This is a genomic window from Micromonospora sp. NPDC048843 (assembly GCF_040649965.1).
Classification (GTDB): Bacteria; Actinomycetota; Actinomycetes; order Mycobacteriales; family Micromonosporaceae; genus Micromonospora; species Micromonospora hortensis.
In genome coordinates, this window is record NZ_JBEZGJ010000189.1 from 1 (window position 1) to 13721 (window position 13721).

Below are 13721 nucleotides of genomic sequence, written 5' to 3' on the forward strand. Positions count from 1 at the left end.
GCCGACCCCCGCCCCCGGCACCGGGGCGTGTCGCACCACAGCCTCACCGCGTACGGTCGGGTGGCGCTCGCCCCGGCGGAGCTGGTGGTGCCCGACGCCGACCGCGCCGGCGCCGACTCGACCCGTGACGTCGAGCCGCTCGGCTACCTCGGCAACTCCCGACACTGGTACCTGGTCGCCTGGTGCCGTCTGCGCGACGAGCTGCGGTGCTTCCGCACCGACCGGATCCGGAGCGTCTGGACGCTGCCCGACGTGGTGGCCCGGGAGCTACGCCTGACGGATCTCGACATCCCGCACGAGCGGGTCCGCCCGCTGAGCCTGGTCTGAGACCCGTCGGCGGCGCAGTCGGCCCGGGTGTCGTCGTGAAAACCCCGCTGGGTGATCCGGAAACACCGACAGGACGCTGTCGCCAACGGCCCCGAGACTGCTCCAGACGACGGCCGAACGGCCGGCACCGGAAATTCTGGAGGCAGTAGATGTCCAGGTCCACCACGCCCATCACCTGGTTCGAGATCGGCACCGACCGGCCCGAGGACGCGGAGCGGTTCTACGGCGAGCTGTTCGGCTGGACCTTCGAGGAGCAGGGCTCGACCAACGGCGGGTCCTACCGCGTGACCGGAGCCGGCGGCGACAGCGGGATCGGTGGGGCGATCCGGGCGACCGACGGTACGTCGCCGAACTATGCCGTGTTCTACGCCGAAGTCGCCGACGTGGCGGAGACCTGCCGACAGGCCGAAGCGGCCGGCGGCCGGGTGCTGGTGCCAGCGCGTACGGCACCGAGCGGTCTCAAGTTGGCCCACCTACTCGACCCGGCCGGCAACCACCTGGGCGTGTTCACGCCCCCGCCCCCGCAGCCCTGAACCCATTCCCGGGGCCGCGCTGATCCCCGGCTGGCCTGGCCGTGGGGTCGGCACGACAGGGCGGACCGGGCCTGCCCCGGGTACGACAGGCCAAGGCCGGCCCCGGCCTGCTGGTGCCTGCCGGGGCCGGGCTCGCCGGACTACTTGCCGGGCGTACCAGCGCCGTGGTGGCCGCCCGGACCGCGGTGGCCGCCGGGGCCGGGGAAGACGCCGGCCTCGACGGCCTTGGTGATGGCGTCGGCCTGCTCCTGGGTGAGCTTGCCGTCCTTGACGGCCTGGTCCAGGCGCTGCGTGAGCGCGGCCTGCCGGTCCTCGGCGGACGGGCGCTGCGGGCGGTCGGTTGGGCGGTGCTGCTCGCGGATCTTCTCCAGGGCGGCGGTCACCTTGTCGGTGGGCACGCCCAGTTCCTTGGCGAGCGCGTCGGCGAACTCGCCCTGCCGGTCGGCCTTCGCACCCGGAGCCGTGTCGGGAGCCGGGGCGGTGCTGGCGCTCGGTGTCGGCGTGGGAGTGTCGGCGGCGAACGCGATCGTCGGGGCCGCGATCCCGACGCCGAGGACGCCGGCGGTGGCCAGGCCGGCCAGCAGGTGCTTCCTACGGATGGTGCGGGACATGCTGTCCTCCAGAGGTTCGGTCATCCTGCGCTGTCATCACCGACAGTGACCGGGCAGTCTGGGCGGAAGCCGTGGCGACCCTGTCAGCGAGCTGACAATCGAGGCGCTGGGCGAAATCGGGTTGTGTGGTCGCTGGCTGAGCGGTCAGGGTGGACGATCCACCGACGGAAGGACACCGTGGCATGACCGTCGAGATGCGGGAGATTCCACTCGTCGAGCCGGGCGCCGGGCCGTACGGCATCACGCCTGGCCCGGACGGCGCGCTGTGGCTGACGCTGGCCCATGCCGGCGGCATCGCCCGGTTGTCGCCCGACGGCGCGATCCGGACCTACCCGCTGGATCCGGCCGGCGGTCGCCCGTTGATCATCACGGCCGGGCCGGACGGGGCGCTCTGGTTCACCCGCTCGGGAGACGACCGGATCGGTCGGATCACCGTCGACGGTGAGCAGCGCACCGTCGCCCTGCCGGCCGGTACCGGGCCGGGCGGCATCGCGGCGGGGCCTGATGGCGCGCTCTGGTACGCCGGGATGACCTCCGACACCATCGGCCGGGTGGAGACCGACGGCACCCACACCGCATTCCCGCTGCCGGTGACCGGGGGATTCGCCTCGATGATCACTGCTGGCGCGGACCGGGCTCTCTGGTTCACCCTCAACCAGGCCAATGCGATCGGCAGGATCGATCTCGACGGCAGGGTGACGCTGCATCCGTTACCCACCGTCAAGGCGGGCCCCGTCGGCATCACAGTGGGCGATGACGGCGTCATCTGGTTCGTGGAGATCGCCGCCGGTCAGCTCGGTCGGATCGACCCGGATGGCGAGATCGTCGAGTTCCCGCTGCCGGACCGGGCGGCCCGCCCGCACGCGATAGTGGCCGACCCGGACGGCGGCGCGTGGTTCACCGAGTGGGGCGCCAACCGGATCGGTCACCTCGACCCCACCGGACGGATCGAGGGCTACGCCCTACCCACTCCCAACGCCGAACCGCACGGCATCACCCGCACCTCCACCGGCATCTGGGCCGCCCTGGAAATCGGCGCAGTAGCCCACCTAACCCCACCCACCTTCTGACCGACCCCCGCCCGACCCCACCAACCCGCCGATCCCCCCGCCCCCCGCCCCCGACCTGGTTGATCAAGAGATTTGCGTCAGGATCCGCCCCGAACATGACGCAAACCTCTTGATCACCGGGGGGAGCCGGGAGGGGGCGCGGGTCGGGAGGGGGCGCGGGTCGGGAGGGGGCGCGGGGCGGGGTGGGGGTTAGTGGACTGCTGGGGTTGCGGTGAGGGTGGCGGTGGTGGTGTCGAGGGTGGCGGTGGTGCCTACCGGGACTGTGAGCTGGTTGGGACCGTGGCCGATGGGGAGGCCGCCTAGGACTGGTACGCCCAGGTCGCCGAGGCGTTCGGTGAGTACGTCGACGATTGTGGTGTCCCAACCGTCGCCGCAGTCGGTGAACTGCCCGACCGCCACCCCGGCCAGTCCGTCCAGCGCACCGGCCCGACGTAGGTGGGTGAGCATCCGGTCGACCTTGTACGGGGGTTCCTGCACGTCCTCGATCAACAGCACAGCACCGGTCAGGTCGGGTAGGTCAGGGGTGCCGATCGACGCGGCGATCATGCACAGGTTGCCGCCGAGCAGGGTGCCGGTGGCGCGACCCGGGACGCGTACGCCGAAGGTTTCCTCGGTGGGGACCGCGGTGATCGACACCGGTTCGGTGGTCATCAGCGCCGCGTGCAGGGATTCGGCGGAGCGCAGCGGCGTCCGCTCGTCGCGCCAGGCCGCCCCGGGGCCGTGCACCCCGGCCAGGCGGGCGCCCCGCCACAGTGCGAACTGCAACGCGGTGATGTCCGAGAAGCCGGCCACCACCTTCGGGTCGCGGCGGACGGCGGCCATGTCGATGGCGTCCACGATCCGTTGGGCGCCGTAGCCGCCGCGAGTGCAGATCACCCCGCGCACGTCAGGGTCGGCGAAGGCCGCGTTCAGGTCGGCGGCGCGCAGGTCGTCGGTGCCGGCGAGGTAGCCGTGGCGGGCGTACGCGTGCGGCGCCGGCACCGGGCGCAGGCCCCAGCCGGTGAGCAGTTCCATGCCCCGGGCGACCCGCTCCGGCGAGGTCGGCCCGGACGGCGACACCAGCAGCACCGTGTCACCCGGGCGCAGCACGGGCGGGCGTACGGCGGTGGTGTCCTCGCTGATCACAACCGCAGAGCCTAATCACCCCGACCATGGCCGGGCCGCCACCCGGCGGGCGGGCCCGTGCCGGGGCGTGGTGCCGTGCGGCGTACCGGCTAGCCTCGACCTGTGGCAACCGCGCTGGTGATCGAGAACGACCCGACGGACGACGCGCGCCGGCTGGGTGAGTGGCTGACCGAGGCTGGGCTGGACCTGTGGGTGGTGCGCCCGCACGCCGGCGACGAGCTCCCCGCCGACCTGGAGGGGTACGCGGCGCTGGTGGTGCTCGGCGGCGACCAACAGGCGTACCCGTTGCCGGACGGCTCGCCCGGCGCGCAGTGGTTTCCCGCAGTGGAGGGCCTGCTGCGCAAGGCGGTCCGGTACCGGGTGCCGACCCTGGCGGTCTGCCTGGGCGCGCAACTGCTCGCGACCGCGCACGCCGGGTTGGTGGAGCGCAGCCCGTCCGGGCCGGAGATCGGCCCCGGCGTGGTCGGCCGGCGCGACGCCGCCGAGAACGACACGTTGTTCCGGTACGTGCCGCTGATCCCGGACGTGCTCCAGTGGCACGCCGACGAGATCACCGAGCTGCCTCGGGGCGCGACCCTGCTGGCCGCCTCCACCCGCTACCCGCATCAGGCGTTCCGCCTCGGTGACCGGGCGTGGGGGTTGCAGTTCCACATCGAGTGCGACGCGGCGATGATCGCCGACTGGGCCAAAGACTCGACCCAACTCGCCGAGCTGGGCTACGACCCGGAGCTGGTGGTCGCGGCCTGCGCCTCGGTGCTGCCCGACGTCGAGGAGGTCTGGCAGCCGTTCGCCGCCCGGTTCGCCGCGCTGGCCCTCGGCGAGTTGGACGACAGCACGACGCGGCGCGGCCTGCCGCTGCTCGGGCACTGATGAGCCGGCCGACCAGGGCACCGGGACGGCTCGCCCGGTACGGCTTCGGCACCGCCGAAGGCGACGGCGGCGCGCGCGCCGCGGACCTGCTCGGCCCGGAAGGGCTGCGGCTGTGGCGACCGGCCGAGCAGGAGCCGGTCGACGAGGCCGCCGCGGAGTTGCTCGCCGCGCTGTCCCGAGCCGCCGACCCGGACCTGGCGCTGCGCCAACTGCACCGCATCGTGGAGGCCGAGGGTCGCAGCACCGAAGGCGGCGCCGGAAGCCGGATCGCCGACGGCCGCACCGCCGAAGGCGGCGCCGGATCGCCGCTGCTCGCGGACGTGCACGCCGATCCCGGGCTACGGCGGCGGTTGATCGCCGTGCTCGGCGCGTCGGCGGCGCTCGGCGACCACCTGGTGGCCCACCCCGAGCACTACCAGGCGCTGCGGACCGCACCGGACGGGCTCGCTCCGATCGCCGAGGGGCGGCTGGAGCCTGCCGACGGCGGCAACGCTGTGGCGGCGCTGCGGACCGCGTACCGCCTGGCATTGCTGCGGATCGCGGCGGCCGACCTGACCGGCGGTCGCGGCCTGGAGCAGACGATGGCCGCGCTCTCCGCGTTGGCCGACGCGACGCTCTCCGCGGCGTACGAGATCGCTGTCGCGGAGTTGGCGGAGGGGACCGAGCGGCCCCGACTCGCGGTAGTGGCGATGGGAAAATGCGGCGGCGGCGAGCTGAACTACGTCTCCGACGTGGACGTCATCTTCGTCGCCGCCGAGGACGCCGACCTGTCCGCCGCGACACTGGTGGCGACCCGGTTGATCTACATCTGCGGGCTGGTCGCCTGGCCGGTGGACGCCGCGCTGCGCCCCGAGGGCAGCCGCGGCCCGCTGGTGCGGACCCTCGCCAGCCACCTTGCCTACTACCGGCGGTGGGCGCGCACCTGGGAGTTCCAGGCGCTGCTCAAGGCCCGCCCGGCAGCCGGTGACCTGCCGCTGGCCCAGGAGTGGATCGACCAGCTCGCGCCGCTGGTCTGGCGGGCGGCCGAGCGACCCGAGGCGGTCGAGGACGTCCGCGCCATGCGCCGCCGGATCATCGACCACATCCCGCCGAAGGAGCTGGAGCGCGAGATCAAGCGCGGTCCCGGCGGGCTGCGCGACATCGAGTTCGCCGTCCAGTTGCTGCAACTCGTGCACGGTCGCGGCGACGAGACGCTGCGCCCACCGGGCACCATCCCGGCGTTGCGCGCGCTCGTCGCCGGCGGCTACGTCGGTCGGGCCGACGGCGAGGCCCTGCTGCGCGGCTACCGCTTCCTGCGCGGCGTCGAGCACCGGCTGCAACTCCAGGGCCTGCGTCGTACGCACACGGTGCCCGCCGAGCCGGGCGCGCTGCGCTGGCTCGCCGCCGCGCTGGGTTTCACTGCCGCGCCGGGGCGCAGCGCCGTGGAGAGCTTCCGGGCCGAGTGGGTCACCCACGCCACCGAGGTACGCCGACTGCACGCCAAACTGCTCTACCGGCCGCTGCTGGAGTCGGTGGCCCGGGTGCCGGCCGACGGGTTGCGGCTCACCCCGGAGGCGGCCAGGAACCGCCTGGAGATCCTCGGCTTCGCCGACCCGGCCGGGGCGTTGCGTCACCTCCAGGCGCTCACCGGCGGGGTGAGCCGCACGGCGGCCATCCAGCGCACCCTGCTGCCGGTGCTGCTCAGCGAGTTCGCCGACGCGCCGGAGCCGGACCGGGGGCTGCTCAACTACCGCAAGGTCTCCGACAAGCTGGGCAGCACCCCCTGGTATCTGCGGCTGCTGCGCGACGGCGGCCCGGTCGCCCGTCGGCTGGCCCGGGTCCTCGCCCTGTCCCGGTACGTGGCCGACCTGCTCGCCCGCGACCCGGAGGCGCTGCGGCTGCTGGCCGAGGAGAACGAGCTGGCGCCACGCGCGCCCGAGGTGCTGCGGGAGGGGTTCCTGGCGGCGGCGGCCCGGCACACCGACCCGGTCGAGGCCACCAGCGCGGTGCGCGCTCTGCGACGTCGCGAACTGGTCCGGGTGGCCTGCGCCGACGTGCTCTGCCGGGCCGGCGCGCTCGCGCCCAGCCCCACCCGGGCGGACGGCGCGAACCGGCCCGCCCGCGGGCTGTCCGACATCACCGCTGTCGGTACGGCGCTCGCCGACGTCACCGACGCCACACTGGCCGCCGCGCTGCGGGCCGCTCAGGCCAGCCAGCCGGCACCGGCGGGGCTGCGGTTCGCGGTGATCGGCATGGGCCGGCTCGGCGGGTACGAGTCGAACTACCTCTCCGACGCCGACGTGCTCTTCGTCTACGACCCGCCGCCGGGCACCAGCGAGAGTGCCGCCAGCGCCGCCGCGCACGCCGTCGCCGAGGAGTTGCGCCGGCTGCTCGGCGTACCCGCCCCCGACCCGCCGCTGGGCGTCGACGCCGACCTGCGACCGGAGGGCCGCCAGGGTCCGCTGGTACGCAGCCTCGCCGCGTACGCGCAGTACTACGCCCGTTGGTCGCGGGTGTGGGAGGCCCAGGCTCTGCTGCGCGCCCGGTTCGTCTGCGGCGACGCCGAGCTCGGCGCCGAGTTCGAGGCGATGATTGAGCCGGTGCGTTACCCGGCCGACGGGCTGACCCGCGAGCAGGTCGTCGAGATCCGGCGGATCAAGGCCCGGGTGGAGAACGAACGGCTGCCCCGCGGCGCCGACCCGGCCACCCACACCAAGCTGGGTCGCGGTGGGCTCGCCGACGTGGAGTGGGCTGTGCAACTCGTCCAGCTCCGGCACGCCGGCGCGAACCCGGCGCTGCGCGGCACGCGTACCCTCGACGCCCTCGCGGCGGCCGAGCGGGCCGGCCTGATCGACAGCACGGACGCCGCGGAGATGGCCGCCGGTTGGGCCCTGGCCGCGCAGGTCCGCAACGCGTTGATGCTGGTCCGGGGCCGGGCCGGCGACCAACTGCCCCGGCACGGGGTGGAGTTGGCCGGGGTGGCCCGGCTGCTCGGCCGCGACGACCCGGGGGAGTTCCTCGACGAGTACCTGCGCACCGGCCGCCGCTCCCGCGCCGCTGCCGAACGGGTCCTCGATGCCTGACGCGTCGCCGCGCCCGACCGGGCTACGCATCGCGGGCACGGCGACCGGGGTGGCGGTGCTGCTCGCCGTCGCGTTCCTCCTCGCGCCGCCGATGGGCACCGACCTCGCCGCCCAGGTGGCCCGTGCCGAGTTCACCGAGCGGTACGGGGCCGCGCCGGTCGACTTCGGCTGGTACGGCGGCGTCAACCAGTACGGCTACAGCCTCTTCACGGCCAGGTTCGGCGCGCTGATCGGGGTGCGTCCGCTGGGGGCGGTCGCCGCCGTGGTCGGTGCTGCCGCGCTGGGTTGGCTGTTCACCCGTAACCGGGCCCGCCGACCACTGCTGGCCGGCGTCCTCGGCGCTGTGGTGCTGGTCGGCAACCTGGCTAGCGGTCGCATCACCTTCGCGGTCGGGCTGGCGTTCGGGCTGCTGGCGCTCTGCGCGGTCAGCGCGCAACGCCCACCGCGTTGGCTCCGGTTGACGCTCGCCGCCGTCTGCGCCGCACTGGCGACGGCGGCCAGCCCGGTCGCCGGCCTGTTCACCGGGCTGGCCGGCGCGGCGCTGCTGCTGAGCGCGCTGCGCACCGGTGACGGGCCGGGCCGCCCGCTGCCCGGAGGCTGGCGAGCCGAGCGACCACTGGCCGAGGGGTTCGTCCTGGCCGTGGCGCCCGCCGTCACGCTCGCCCCGATGGCGTTCGTCTTCGGCAACGGCGGCACCCAGCCGTACTCGGCCGAGTCGATGCGCATCAACGTCGCGCTCGCGGTGCTGGTGGCGGTCGTACTGCCGCGTCGCCGCCGGGTACTGCGCGTCGGCGCGGTGCTCACCGTGCTGCTCCTGATCGGGGCGTACTACGTGCCCAGCCCGATCGGTTCCAACGCGCTACGGCTGCCGATGCTGTTCGCAGTGCCCGTGCTGGCCGGATACGCCGCGTTGCCGGGACCGTGGCTGGCCGGGCTGCTCGCCGCGACCGTCTGGTGGCAGTCCCCGGTGATGACGAGCGACGTGACCCGGGCCGGCGCCCCGGAGAGCGCCGAAGGCTTCTACCAGCCGCTCGTCGCCGAACTCGACAGGCGGCAGCCGGCCGGGCGGGTCGAGGTGGTGCCGCTGCGCGACCACTGGGAGTCCGCGTACCTGCCGCCGACGGTGCCACTGGCCCGAGGCTGGGAACGCCAGGTCGACAGCGACCGCAACGCGCTGTTCTACGACGGCAACCTGAACGCGCAGACGTACGAGCAGTGGTTGCGGCACGAGGCGGTGAGCTACGTGGTGCTCGCCCCCGACGCACCCGCCGACCGGTGGGGCCGTGACGAGGCCGCGCTGATCCGCGCCGGCCTGCCGTACCTGCGGGAGGTCTGGCGTGACCCGACGTGGCAGATGTACGCAGTGGTCGATCCGACTCCGCTGGTCGGTGCCCCGGGTCACCTCGTCGCCGCCGACCGCGGCGCGGTCCGCCTGACCGCCACGCCCGGGGACGTGCCGGTCCGGGTGCGCTGGTCACGCTGGCTCACTCTGAACGGCCCGGACGGTTGTCTGCGACCGGGCGCGGACGGGTGGACCGAGGTACGGGTCCGCGTCGCCGGCGACTACTCGATCTCCAGTGGGCTGGCACCGGCGCGCCACTGCTGACAGTGCCTGCCGTCGGCCTCCCACCGGCGGGCTGGCAGCATGTCCGGCGTGCCCTCCCACCTCGCGCGCTGGACCGGCCTGGCCGGCTCGATGCTGCTCGCGCTCTCCGCTTTCCTCGGCGGCGCGTTTCCCAGCGGCCCCCTGCGCAGCACCCCGGTCAGCATCTGGCAGGGGCCCAACGGCCCGCTGATCCTCGCCGCCTGGGCGGTCGGCACCGGCCTGATGGCGTACGCCTGGTGGGCGCTGCGTGACGGGGGGCCCTCGACGCGGTGGGCACTGGTCACCGTCGGGCTCTGGCTGCTGCCGTTGCTGATCGCGCCGCCCTTCGGCAGCCGGGACGTGTACGCGTACACCTGCCAGGGCGCCAGCTTCGCCGGCGGCATCAGCCCGTACGAACAGGGCGTCTCCGCGCTGCCCTGCCCGTGGCTGGACACGGTGTCGGTCATCTGGCGCGACACCCCGGCGCCGTACGGGCCGCTGTTCGTGCTCATCGCGGGCGCCGTGGTGAAGGCCACCGGTTCGCTGACCGCCAGCATCGTGCTGTTCCGTGCGCTGTCGCTGGTCGGCGTGGCCGTCGCCGCGTGGGCCCTGCCGGCGCTGGCGCGTCGGGCCGGTGTGCCGGCGAAGCGGGCGGTGTGGCTGGCGTTGGGTTCCCCGCTGGTCGCCGCGCACCTGATCGGTGGCCCCCACAACGAGGCGCTGATGCTCGCCGCGTTGGTCGGTGGGCTGGCAGTGGTGGCGACGCACCCGGGCCGACGCGGAATGCTGCTGGTCGGCGGGCTGCTCCTCGGATTCGCGGTGGCGATCAAGGTGACCGCCGTGGTGGTGGTGCCGTTCGCCGCACTGGCGGCCACCGCCGGGCCGTACCGGATCCGCACGCTGATTCGTGACGGCGGCTGGGTGGTCGGCGGCACCGTCGCCACCGTTGTCGGTGTGACAGTCGCCGGTGGGCTGGATTTCGCCTGGGTCGGCGGACTGTCCCAGAGTGGCGCCGCCATCGCCTGGACGTCCCCGTCGACAGCAGTGGGCCAGACGGCCGGGTACGTCGCGGCGCTGTTCGGCGGTCACATCGACGCGCTGCCGGTCACCCGCGGGATCGCCGTGGTCCTCCTGGCCGTACTGCTCGTCTGGCTCTGGTGGCGGGCCCGCACCCGCGACCCGCTGTACCACGCCGGCCTCGCGCTCGCCCTCACCGTCGCGCTCGCCCCCGTCGTGCATCCCTGGTACTGGACCTGGCCGCTGTTCGTGCTGGCGGCCACCGCCCAGCGCACCAGATGGTTCATCGTTGTCGCAGTGGTCGCGTCCTTCCTGGTGCTGCCCGACGGCACCGGGTTTCCCCGGTACACCAAGACGGTCGGGGCGCCGCTGATGACGCTGTTGGTGATCGTGCTGGTCATCCGGTTGGTACGGTCGGCTCGGGCGGCCCGTCAGCCGGTCGCCGTCGATTGAGGGAAGGTGCGCCGGTGACGGCTCCCGGCCCGCCTGTTGCGCCGCCGCCCGTGTCGTTGGCGTCATCGGGTGCCCGGTACGCGGGTCTGGTCGGCGCGATCCTGCTCGCCGTGGCCGGATACCTCGGCGGGGCGCTGCCCGACGCCCCGCTGGGCGTGACACCAGCGTCGATCTGGCGAACCCCGGACGGCCCGGCGACGCTGACCTGCTGGCTGATCGGCACCGTGCTGCTGGTCGGGGCGTGGTGGTCGCTGCGCGAGGGCGCGCCGTCGACCCGTTGGGCGTACGTCACCGCCGGGCTGTGGGCGCTACCGCTGCTTGTCGCGCCACCGCTGGGCAGCCGGGACGTCTACTCGTACGCCTGCCAGGGCTGGACGTACGCGCACGGCGTCGACCCGTACACGGTGGGGGTGGCGGCGGCGGGCTGCCCCTGGCTGGACACTGTGGCGCCGATCTGGCGGGACACCCCGGCACCGTACGGGCCGATGTTCATGCTGCTCGCGGCCCTCGCCGTCGGCCTCGGCGGCGGGCTCACCGGCACCATCGTGGCGCTGCGCGTGATCGCCGTGGTGGGGCTTCTGCTGGTCGCGCTCTGCCTGCCCGCTCTGGCACGGGCGGCCGGGGTGCCGACCCGGCGGGCGGTCTGGTTGGCGCTGGCCGGTCCGTTGGTCGGCGTTCACCTGGTGGCCGGCGCGCACAACGACGCCGTGATGCTGGGCCTGCTGCTGTGTGGACTACTGGTAGTGGTCCGTCGACCAGGTCGGCCGGCGGCGCTGCTGCTGGCCGGAGCGCTGCTCGGACTGGCGGTCACTGTGAAGGCCAGCGCCGTGGTGGTGGTGCCGTTCGCCGTGCTGGCCGGGATGCCCGACCGGTACACAGTTCGGGCATTGGTACGCCACTGTGGTTGGCTGGCCGGAGGGCTGCTCACCGCGCTGCTGGTCACCTCGGCGGTGTCCGGCCTCGGCTTCGGCTGGGTGGGCGGGCTGACCCACAGTGGCGACTCGGAGCAGTGGACGTCACCACCCACCGCCGTGGGCTTCGTGGTCGACTACGTCGGCGCGCTGGTCGGCCGGGACCCGCAGGCGGTGCCGGTGGTCCGGGCGGTCGCGCTGCTACTGCTCGTCGGAGTGCTGCTGGTGCTCTGGTGGCGGGCCTGGCAGACCCTGCGCGGGCTCAACGAGGTCGCGGCTCCGCAGGCGGGGCGTCCTCGGGTGGCGCGGTCCCGGGTGGCGCTGCACGGCGCGGCGTTGGCGCTGGTCGCCACCGTCGTCCTATCGCCGGTCTTCCACCCCTGGTACGCGACCTGGCCCCTGGCGCTGCTCGCGCTCACCGCCGCCCGTACGACGTGGTTCGTGCTGCCCACGGCAGCGGCAGCCTTCCTCGCCCTGCCCGACGGCACCAACCTGGCCCGCGCCACCAAGGCACCCGGTGCCCTGGCCATGACTGCCCTCCTCCTGACCGTGCTCGTCCGCACCCTGCGCGCCGGCCGCCGCCGTCGATCATGAGGTTGACGGGCGCAATCTGAACGGAACGCCCCGCCAACCTCATGATCGTCATTGTTAGGCTCGCGCGCCGCCGCAGGTGGGGCACTGTTGGCCCGAGGGTTGAGGGCTGGAGGGCCGGAGGGAGCGGAACCGAACGGCCAGGAACAGTGTGGCCGGACCGGCGAGCGCGACGGCGACAGAGGTCACGGCCATTTCCGTGAACGTGAAGGTGCCGTATGTCGGGCCAAAGCTGTCAGCCAGGCCGGGCACCGCCAGGAAGCCGGCAGGGGTGAGCAGTATGACGAGCGCCCAGCCGCCGCGGGTGTCCCCGCCCAGTGCCAGACCCATGGCCAGCAGAGCCCCGACGACCAGCAACAGTCCGCCGACGGTGGGCAGGAAGATCTCCAAGGTGGCGCCGTAGTAGGTGCCGACCGCATCCAAGCCCAGCAGGAATTCCGTCGCCACCACCGCCAACAGCGCGGACAGCGCCGGTGCGAGGCGGATCGCCCGGGAGGGTCGATCGGGCAGGGCAAGCCCCAGCAGGCCCAGCACCACCTGCGGCAGCAGCACCATCAGCGGCGGTCGGGGTGCGTCGAGCGCCGCGGCCACCGGTGGCAGCGCAATCGTGAGCAGGAGCGCGAGGCTGATGGCCCACCGGGCGACAGGGCTCGGCGCGACGGCGATCACCACCGCCGCCAGCAGCCACGCCGCCCACGTGACGACACCGAGTGAGACGAACGGGCCGACGTGGGGGACGCCCCACTCCACGGGCGACGGATGCAGCTCCGCCGTACCCCAGACGCCGGCGAGAGCGCTCGCGGTGACCAGGGCGAGCAGCGCCGCGAGGCGTACCCCGGGGATCAGGTCGGTGACGCCCGTGGCCCGCAGCCGCTGGCGGAGGCCGCCGCGCACCAGGTCCGCGGCGTCCGCCGGCGCCGGCCAGCGTTGGTCACTGGTGGCCAGGTCGAGGTAGGTACCGACGATTTCGGCGCCGCGGGCGCGCCGGTAGTCGGCGGGGTACGCGCGCAGCAGCCGGAGGTAGCGGCGTTCCAGGTCGTTCATGCCAAGCCTCCGGCCGTGCGGGGGGTGGTCGGGAGGGCGGCGCGAGTCCGCTTGGACAGCCGGGTGGTGGCGGCTTCGACGTTGCGGCGCAGCCGCTGGGTCTCGGTGCTCAACGTGGTCTCACCGCCGGGGGAGAGGCGGTAGTAGCGACGCAGTCGGCCGTCCACCACCTCTTCCCTGTCGACCTCGACGAGGCCGGCGTCGACCAGCCGGTCGAGCGCCCCGTAGAGCGTCCCGGGGCGTAGCGACACGCGGTTGTCGGAGAGGGCGGCGACCTCGCCGATCAGCCCGTAGCCGTGCATCGGCTGGGCGGCCAGCGCGGTGAGGATCAGAAAGGTCGGTTCGCGTAGAGGTGTGTCCACGCGAGCAATATATCGGACGCGAAGGTATGTCGGGGGGCGGCGCACAGCGAGCCGGGCCGGCTCCGCGCACAGAGCTTCGCGAGCAGCCTCGGCTTCTTCCCGGTTTACAAGGACCTGGTCTCCGGTGACGCGTACGCGAACGACAAGGTGATGGCGTCGT

Annotated in this window: 12 protein-coding genes; 8 read left to right on the top strand and 4 right to left on the bottom strand. The window is 73.8% G+C overall.

Features of this window, described 5'->3' with window-relative positions; all coding sequences use genetic code 11:
- Positions 1-327, top strand: a 327-nt coding sequence (locus tag AB0C20_RS30620; RefSeq protein ID WP_357569260.1) for a DUF3866 family protein, incomplete at its 5' end; no start/stop codon positions are given.
- A gap of 149 nt (positions 328-476) precedes the next feature.
- The gene (locus AB0C20_RS30625; protein ID WP_357181063.1) at positions 477-860 is read left to right on the top strand and encodes a VOC family protein; all 384 of its coding nucleotides are present in this window, start codon (positions 477-479) and stop codon (positions 858-860) included.
- A gap of 140 nt (positions 861-1000) precedes the next feature.
- Here the strand turns inward: AB0C20_RS30625 and AB0C20_RS30630 are convergent, their stop codons facing one another.
- Positions 1001-1471, bottom strand: coding sequence for a hypothetical protein (locus AB0C20_RS30630; protein WP_357181618.1), 471 nt, complete (start codon positions 1469-1471; stop codon positions 1001-1003).
- Between the two features lie 182 nt (positions 1472-1653).
- Between AB0C20_RS30630 and AB0C20_RS30635 the strand changes: the two genes are divergently transcribed.
- The gene (locus tag AB0C20_RS30635) at positions 1654-2541 is read left to right on the top strand and encodes a virginiamycin B lyase (RefSeq protein WP_357569261.1); all 888 of its coding nucleotides are present in this window, start codon (positions 1654-1656) and stop codon (positions 2539-2541) included.
- Positions 2542-2730: 189 nt separating this feature from the next.
- Here the strand turns inward: AB0C20_RS30635 and AB0C20_RS30640 are convergent, their stop codons facing one another.
- Positions 2731-3666, bottom strand: coding sequence for an LD-carboxypeptidase (locus AB0C20_RS30640; RefSeq protein WP_357181057.1), 936 nt, complete (start codon positions 3664-3666; stop codon positions 2731-2733).
- A gap of 102 nt (positions 3667-3768) precedes the next feature.
- Here AB0C20_RS30640 and AB0C20_RS30645 point away from each other — a divergent pair, with 102 nt between their 5' ends.
- The 5 genes from AB0C20_RS30645 to mptB (AB0C20_RS30665) are packed head-to-tail and all read left to right on the top strand — an operon-like array spanning position 3769 to position 12158.
- Positions 3769-4536: a type 1 glutamine amidotransferase gene (locus tag AB0C20_RS30645; protein WP_357181054.1), complete on the top strand. Its 768-nt coding sequence runs from the start codon at positions 3769-3771 to the stop codon at positions 4534-4536.
- Entirely contained in the window at positions 4536-7598 is a 3063-nt protein-coding gene (locus AB0C20_RS30650) for a bifunctional [glutamine synthetase] adenylyltransferase/[glutamine synthetase]-adenylyl-L-tyrosine phosphorylase (RefSeq protein ID WP_357569262.1), read from the top strand. The genes AB0C20_RS30645 and AB0C20_RS30650 overlap by 1 nt, the downstream gene beginning before the upstream one ends.
- Entirely contained in the window at positions 7591-9204 is a 1614-nt protein-coding gene (locus AB0C20_RS30655; protein ID WP_357569263.1) for a hypothetical protein, read from the top strand. Before AB0C20_RS30650 ends, AB0C20_RS30655 begins: the two co-directional genes overlap by 8 nt.
- A 48-nt stretch (positions 9205-9252) precedes the next feature.
- Complete coding sequence (gene mptB / locus AB0C20_RS30660; protein WP_357569264.1) at positions 9253-10653, top strand: polyprenol phosphomannose-dependent alpha 1,6 mannosyltransferase MptB; 1401 nt, start codon at positions 9253-9255, stop codon at positions 10651-10653.
- A gap of 14 nt (positions 10654-10667) precedes the next feature.
- The gene (gene mptB / locus AB0C20_RS30665) at positions 10668-12158 is read left to right on the top strand and encodes a polyprenol phosphomannose-dependent alpha 1,6 mannosyltransferase MptB (protein ID WP_357181042.1); all 1491 of its coding nucleotides are present in this window, start codon (positions 10668-10670) and stop codon (positions 12156-12158) included.
- A 54-nt stretch (positions 12159-12212) separates the two neighbouring features.
- Here mptB (AB0C20_RS30665) and AB0C20_RS30670 read toward each other — a convergent pair whose 3' ends face one another.
- Together AB0C20_RS30670 and AB0C20_RS30675 are read right to left on the bottom strand one after the other, a co-directional pair.
- Positions 12213-13199, bottom strand: a complete 987-nt coding sequence (locus AB0C20_RS30670) for a hypothetical protein (protein ID WP_357569265.1) — start codon at positions 13197-13199, stop codon at positions 12213-12215.
- On the bottom strand, positions 13196-13561 hold the full coding sequence (locus AB0C20_RS30675) for a PadR family transcriptional regulator (protein WP_357181036.1): 366 nt from the start codon (positions 13559-13561) through the stop codon (positions 13196-13198). Before AB0C20_RS30675 ends, AB0C20_RS30670 begins: the two co-directional genes overlap by 4 nt.
- Between the last annotated feature and the right edge of the window lie 160 nt (positions 13562-13721).

Excerpts from the sequence above, each read along its gene's own strand:
- AB0C20_RS30625 (WP_357181063.1), top strand. The coding sequence starts at position 477 with ATGTCCAGGTCCACCACGCCCATCACCTGGTTCGAGATCGGCACCGAC.
- AB0C20_RS30630 (WP_357181618.1), bottom strand. The coding sequence starts at position 1,471 with ATGTCCCGCACCATCCGTAGGAAGCACCTGCTGGCCGGCCTGGCCACC.
- AB0C20_RS30635 (WP_357569261.1), top strand. The coding sequence starts at position 1,654 with ATGACCGTCGAGATGCGGGAGATTCCACTCGTCGAGCCGGGCGCCGGG.
- AB0C20_RS30650 (WP_357569262.1), top strand. The coding sequence starts at position 4,536 with ATGAGCCGGCCGACCAGGGCACCGGGACGGCTCGCCCGGTACGGCTTC.
- AB0C20_RS30655 (WP_357569263.1), top strand. The coding sequence starts at position 7,591 with ATGCCTGACGCGTCGCCGCGCCCGACCGGGCTACGCATCGCGGGCACG.
- AB0C20_RS30670 (WP_357569265.1), bottom strand. The coding sequence starts at position 13,199 with ATGAACGACCTGGAACGCCGCTACCTCCGGCTGCTGCGCGCGTACCCC.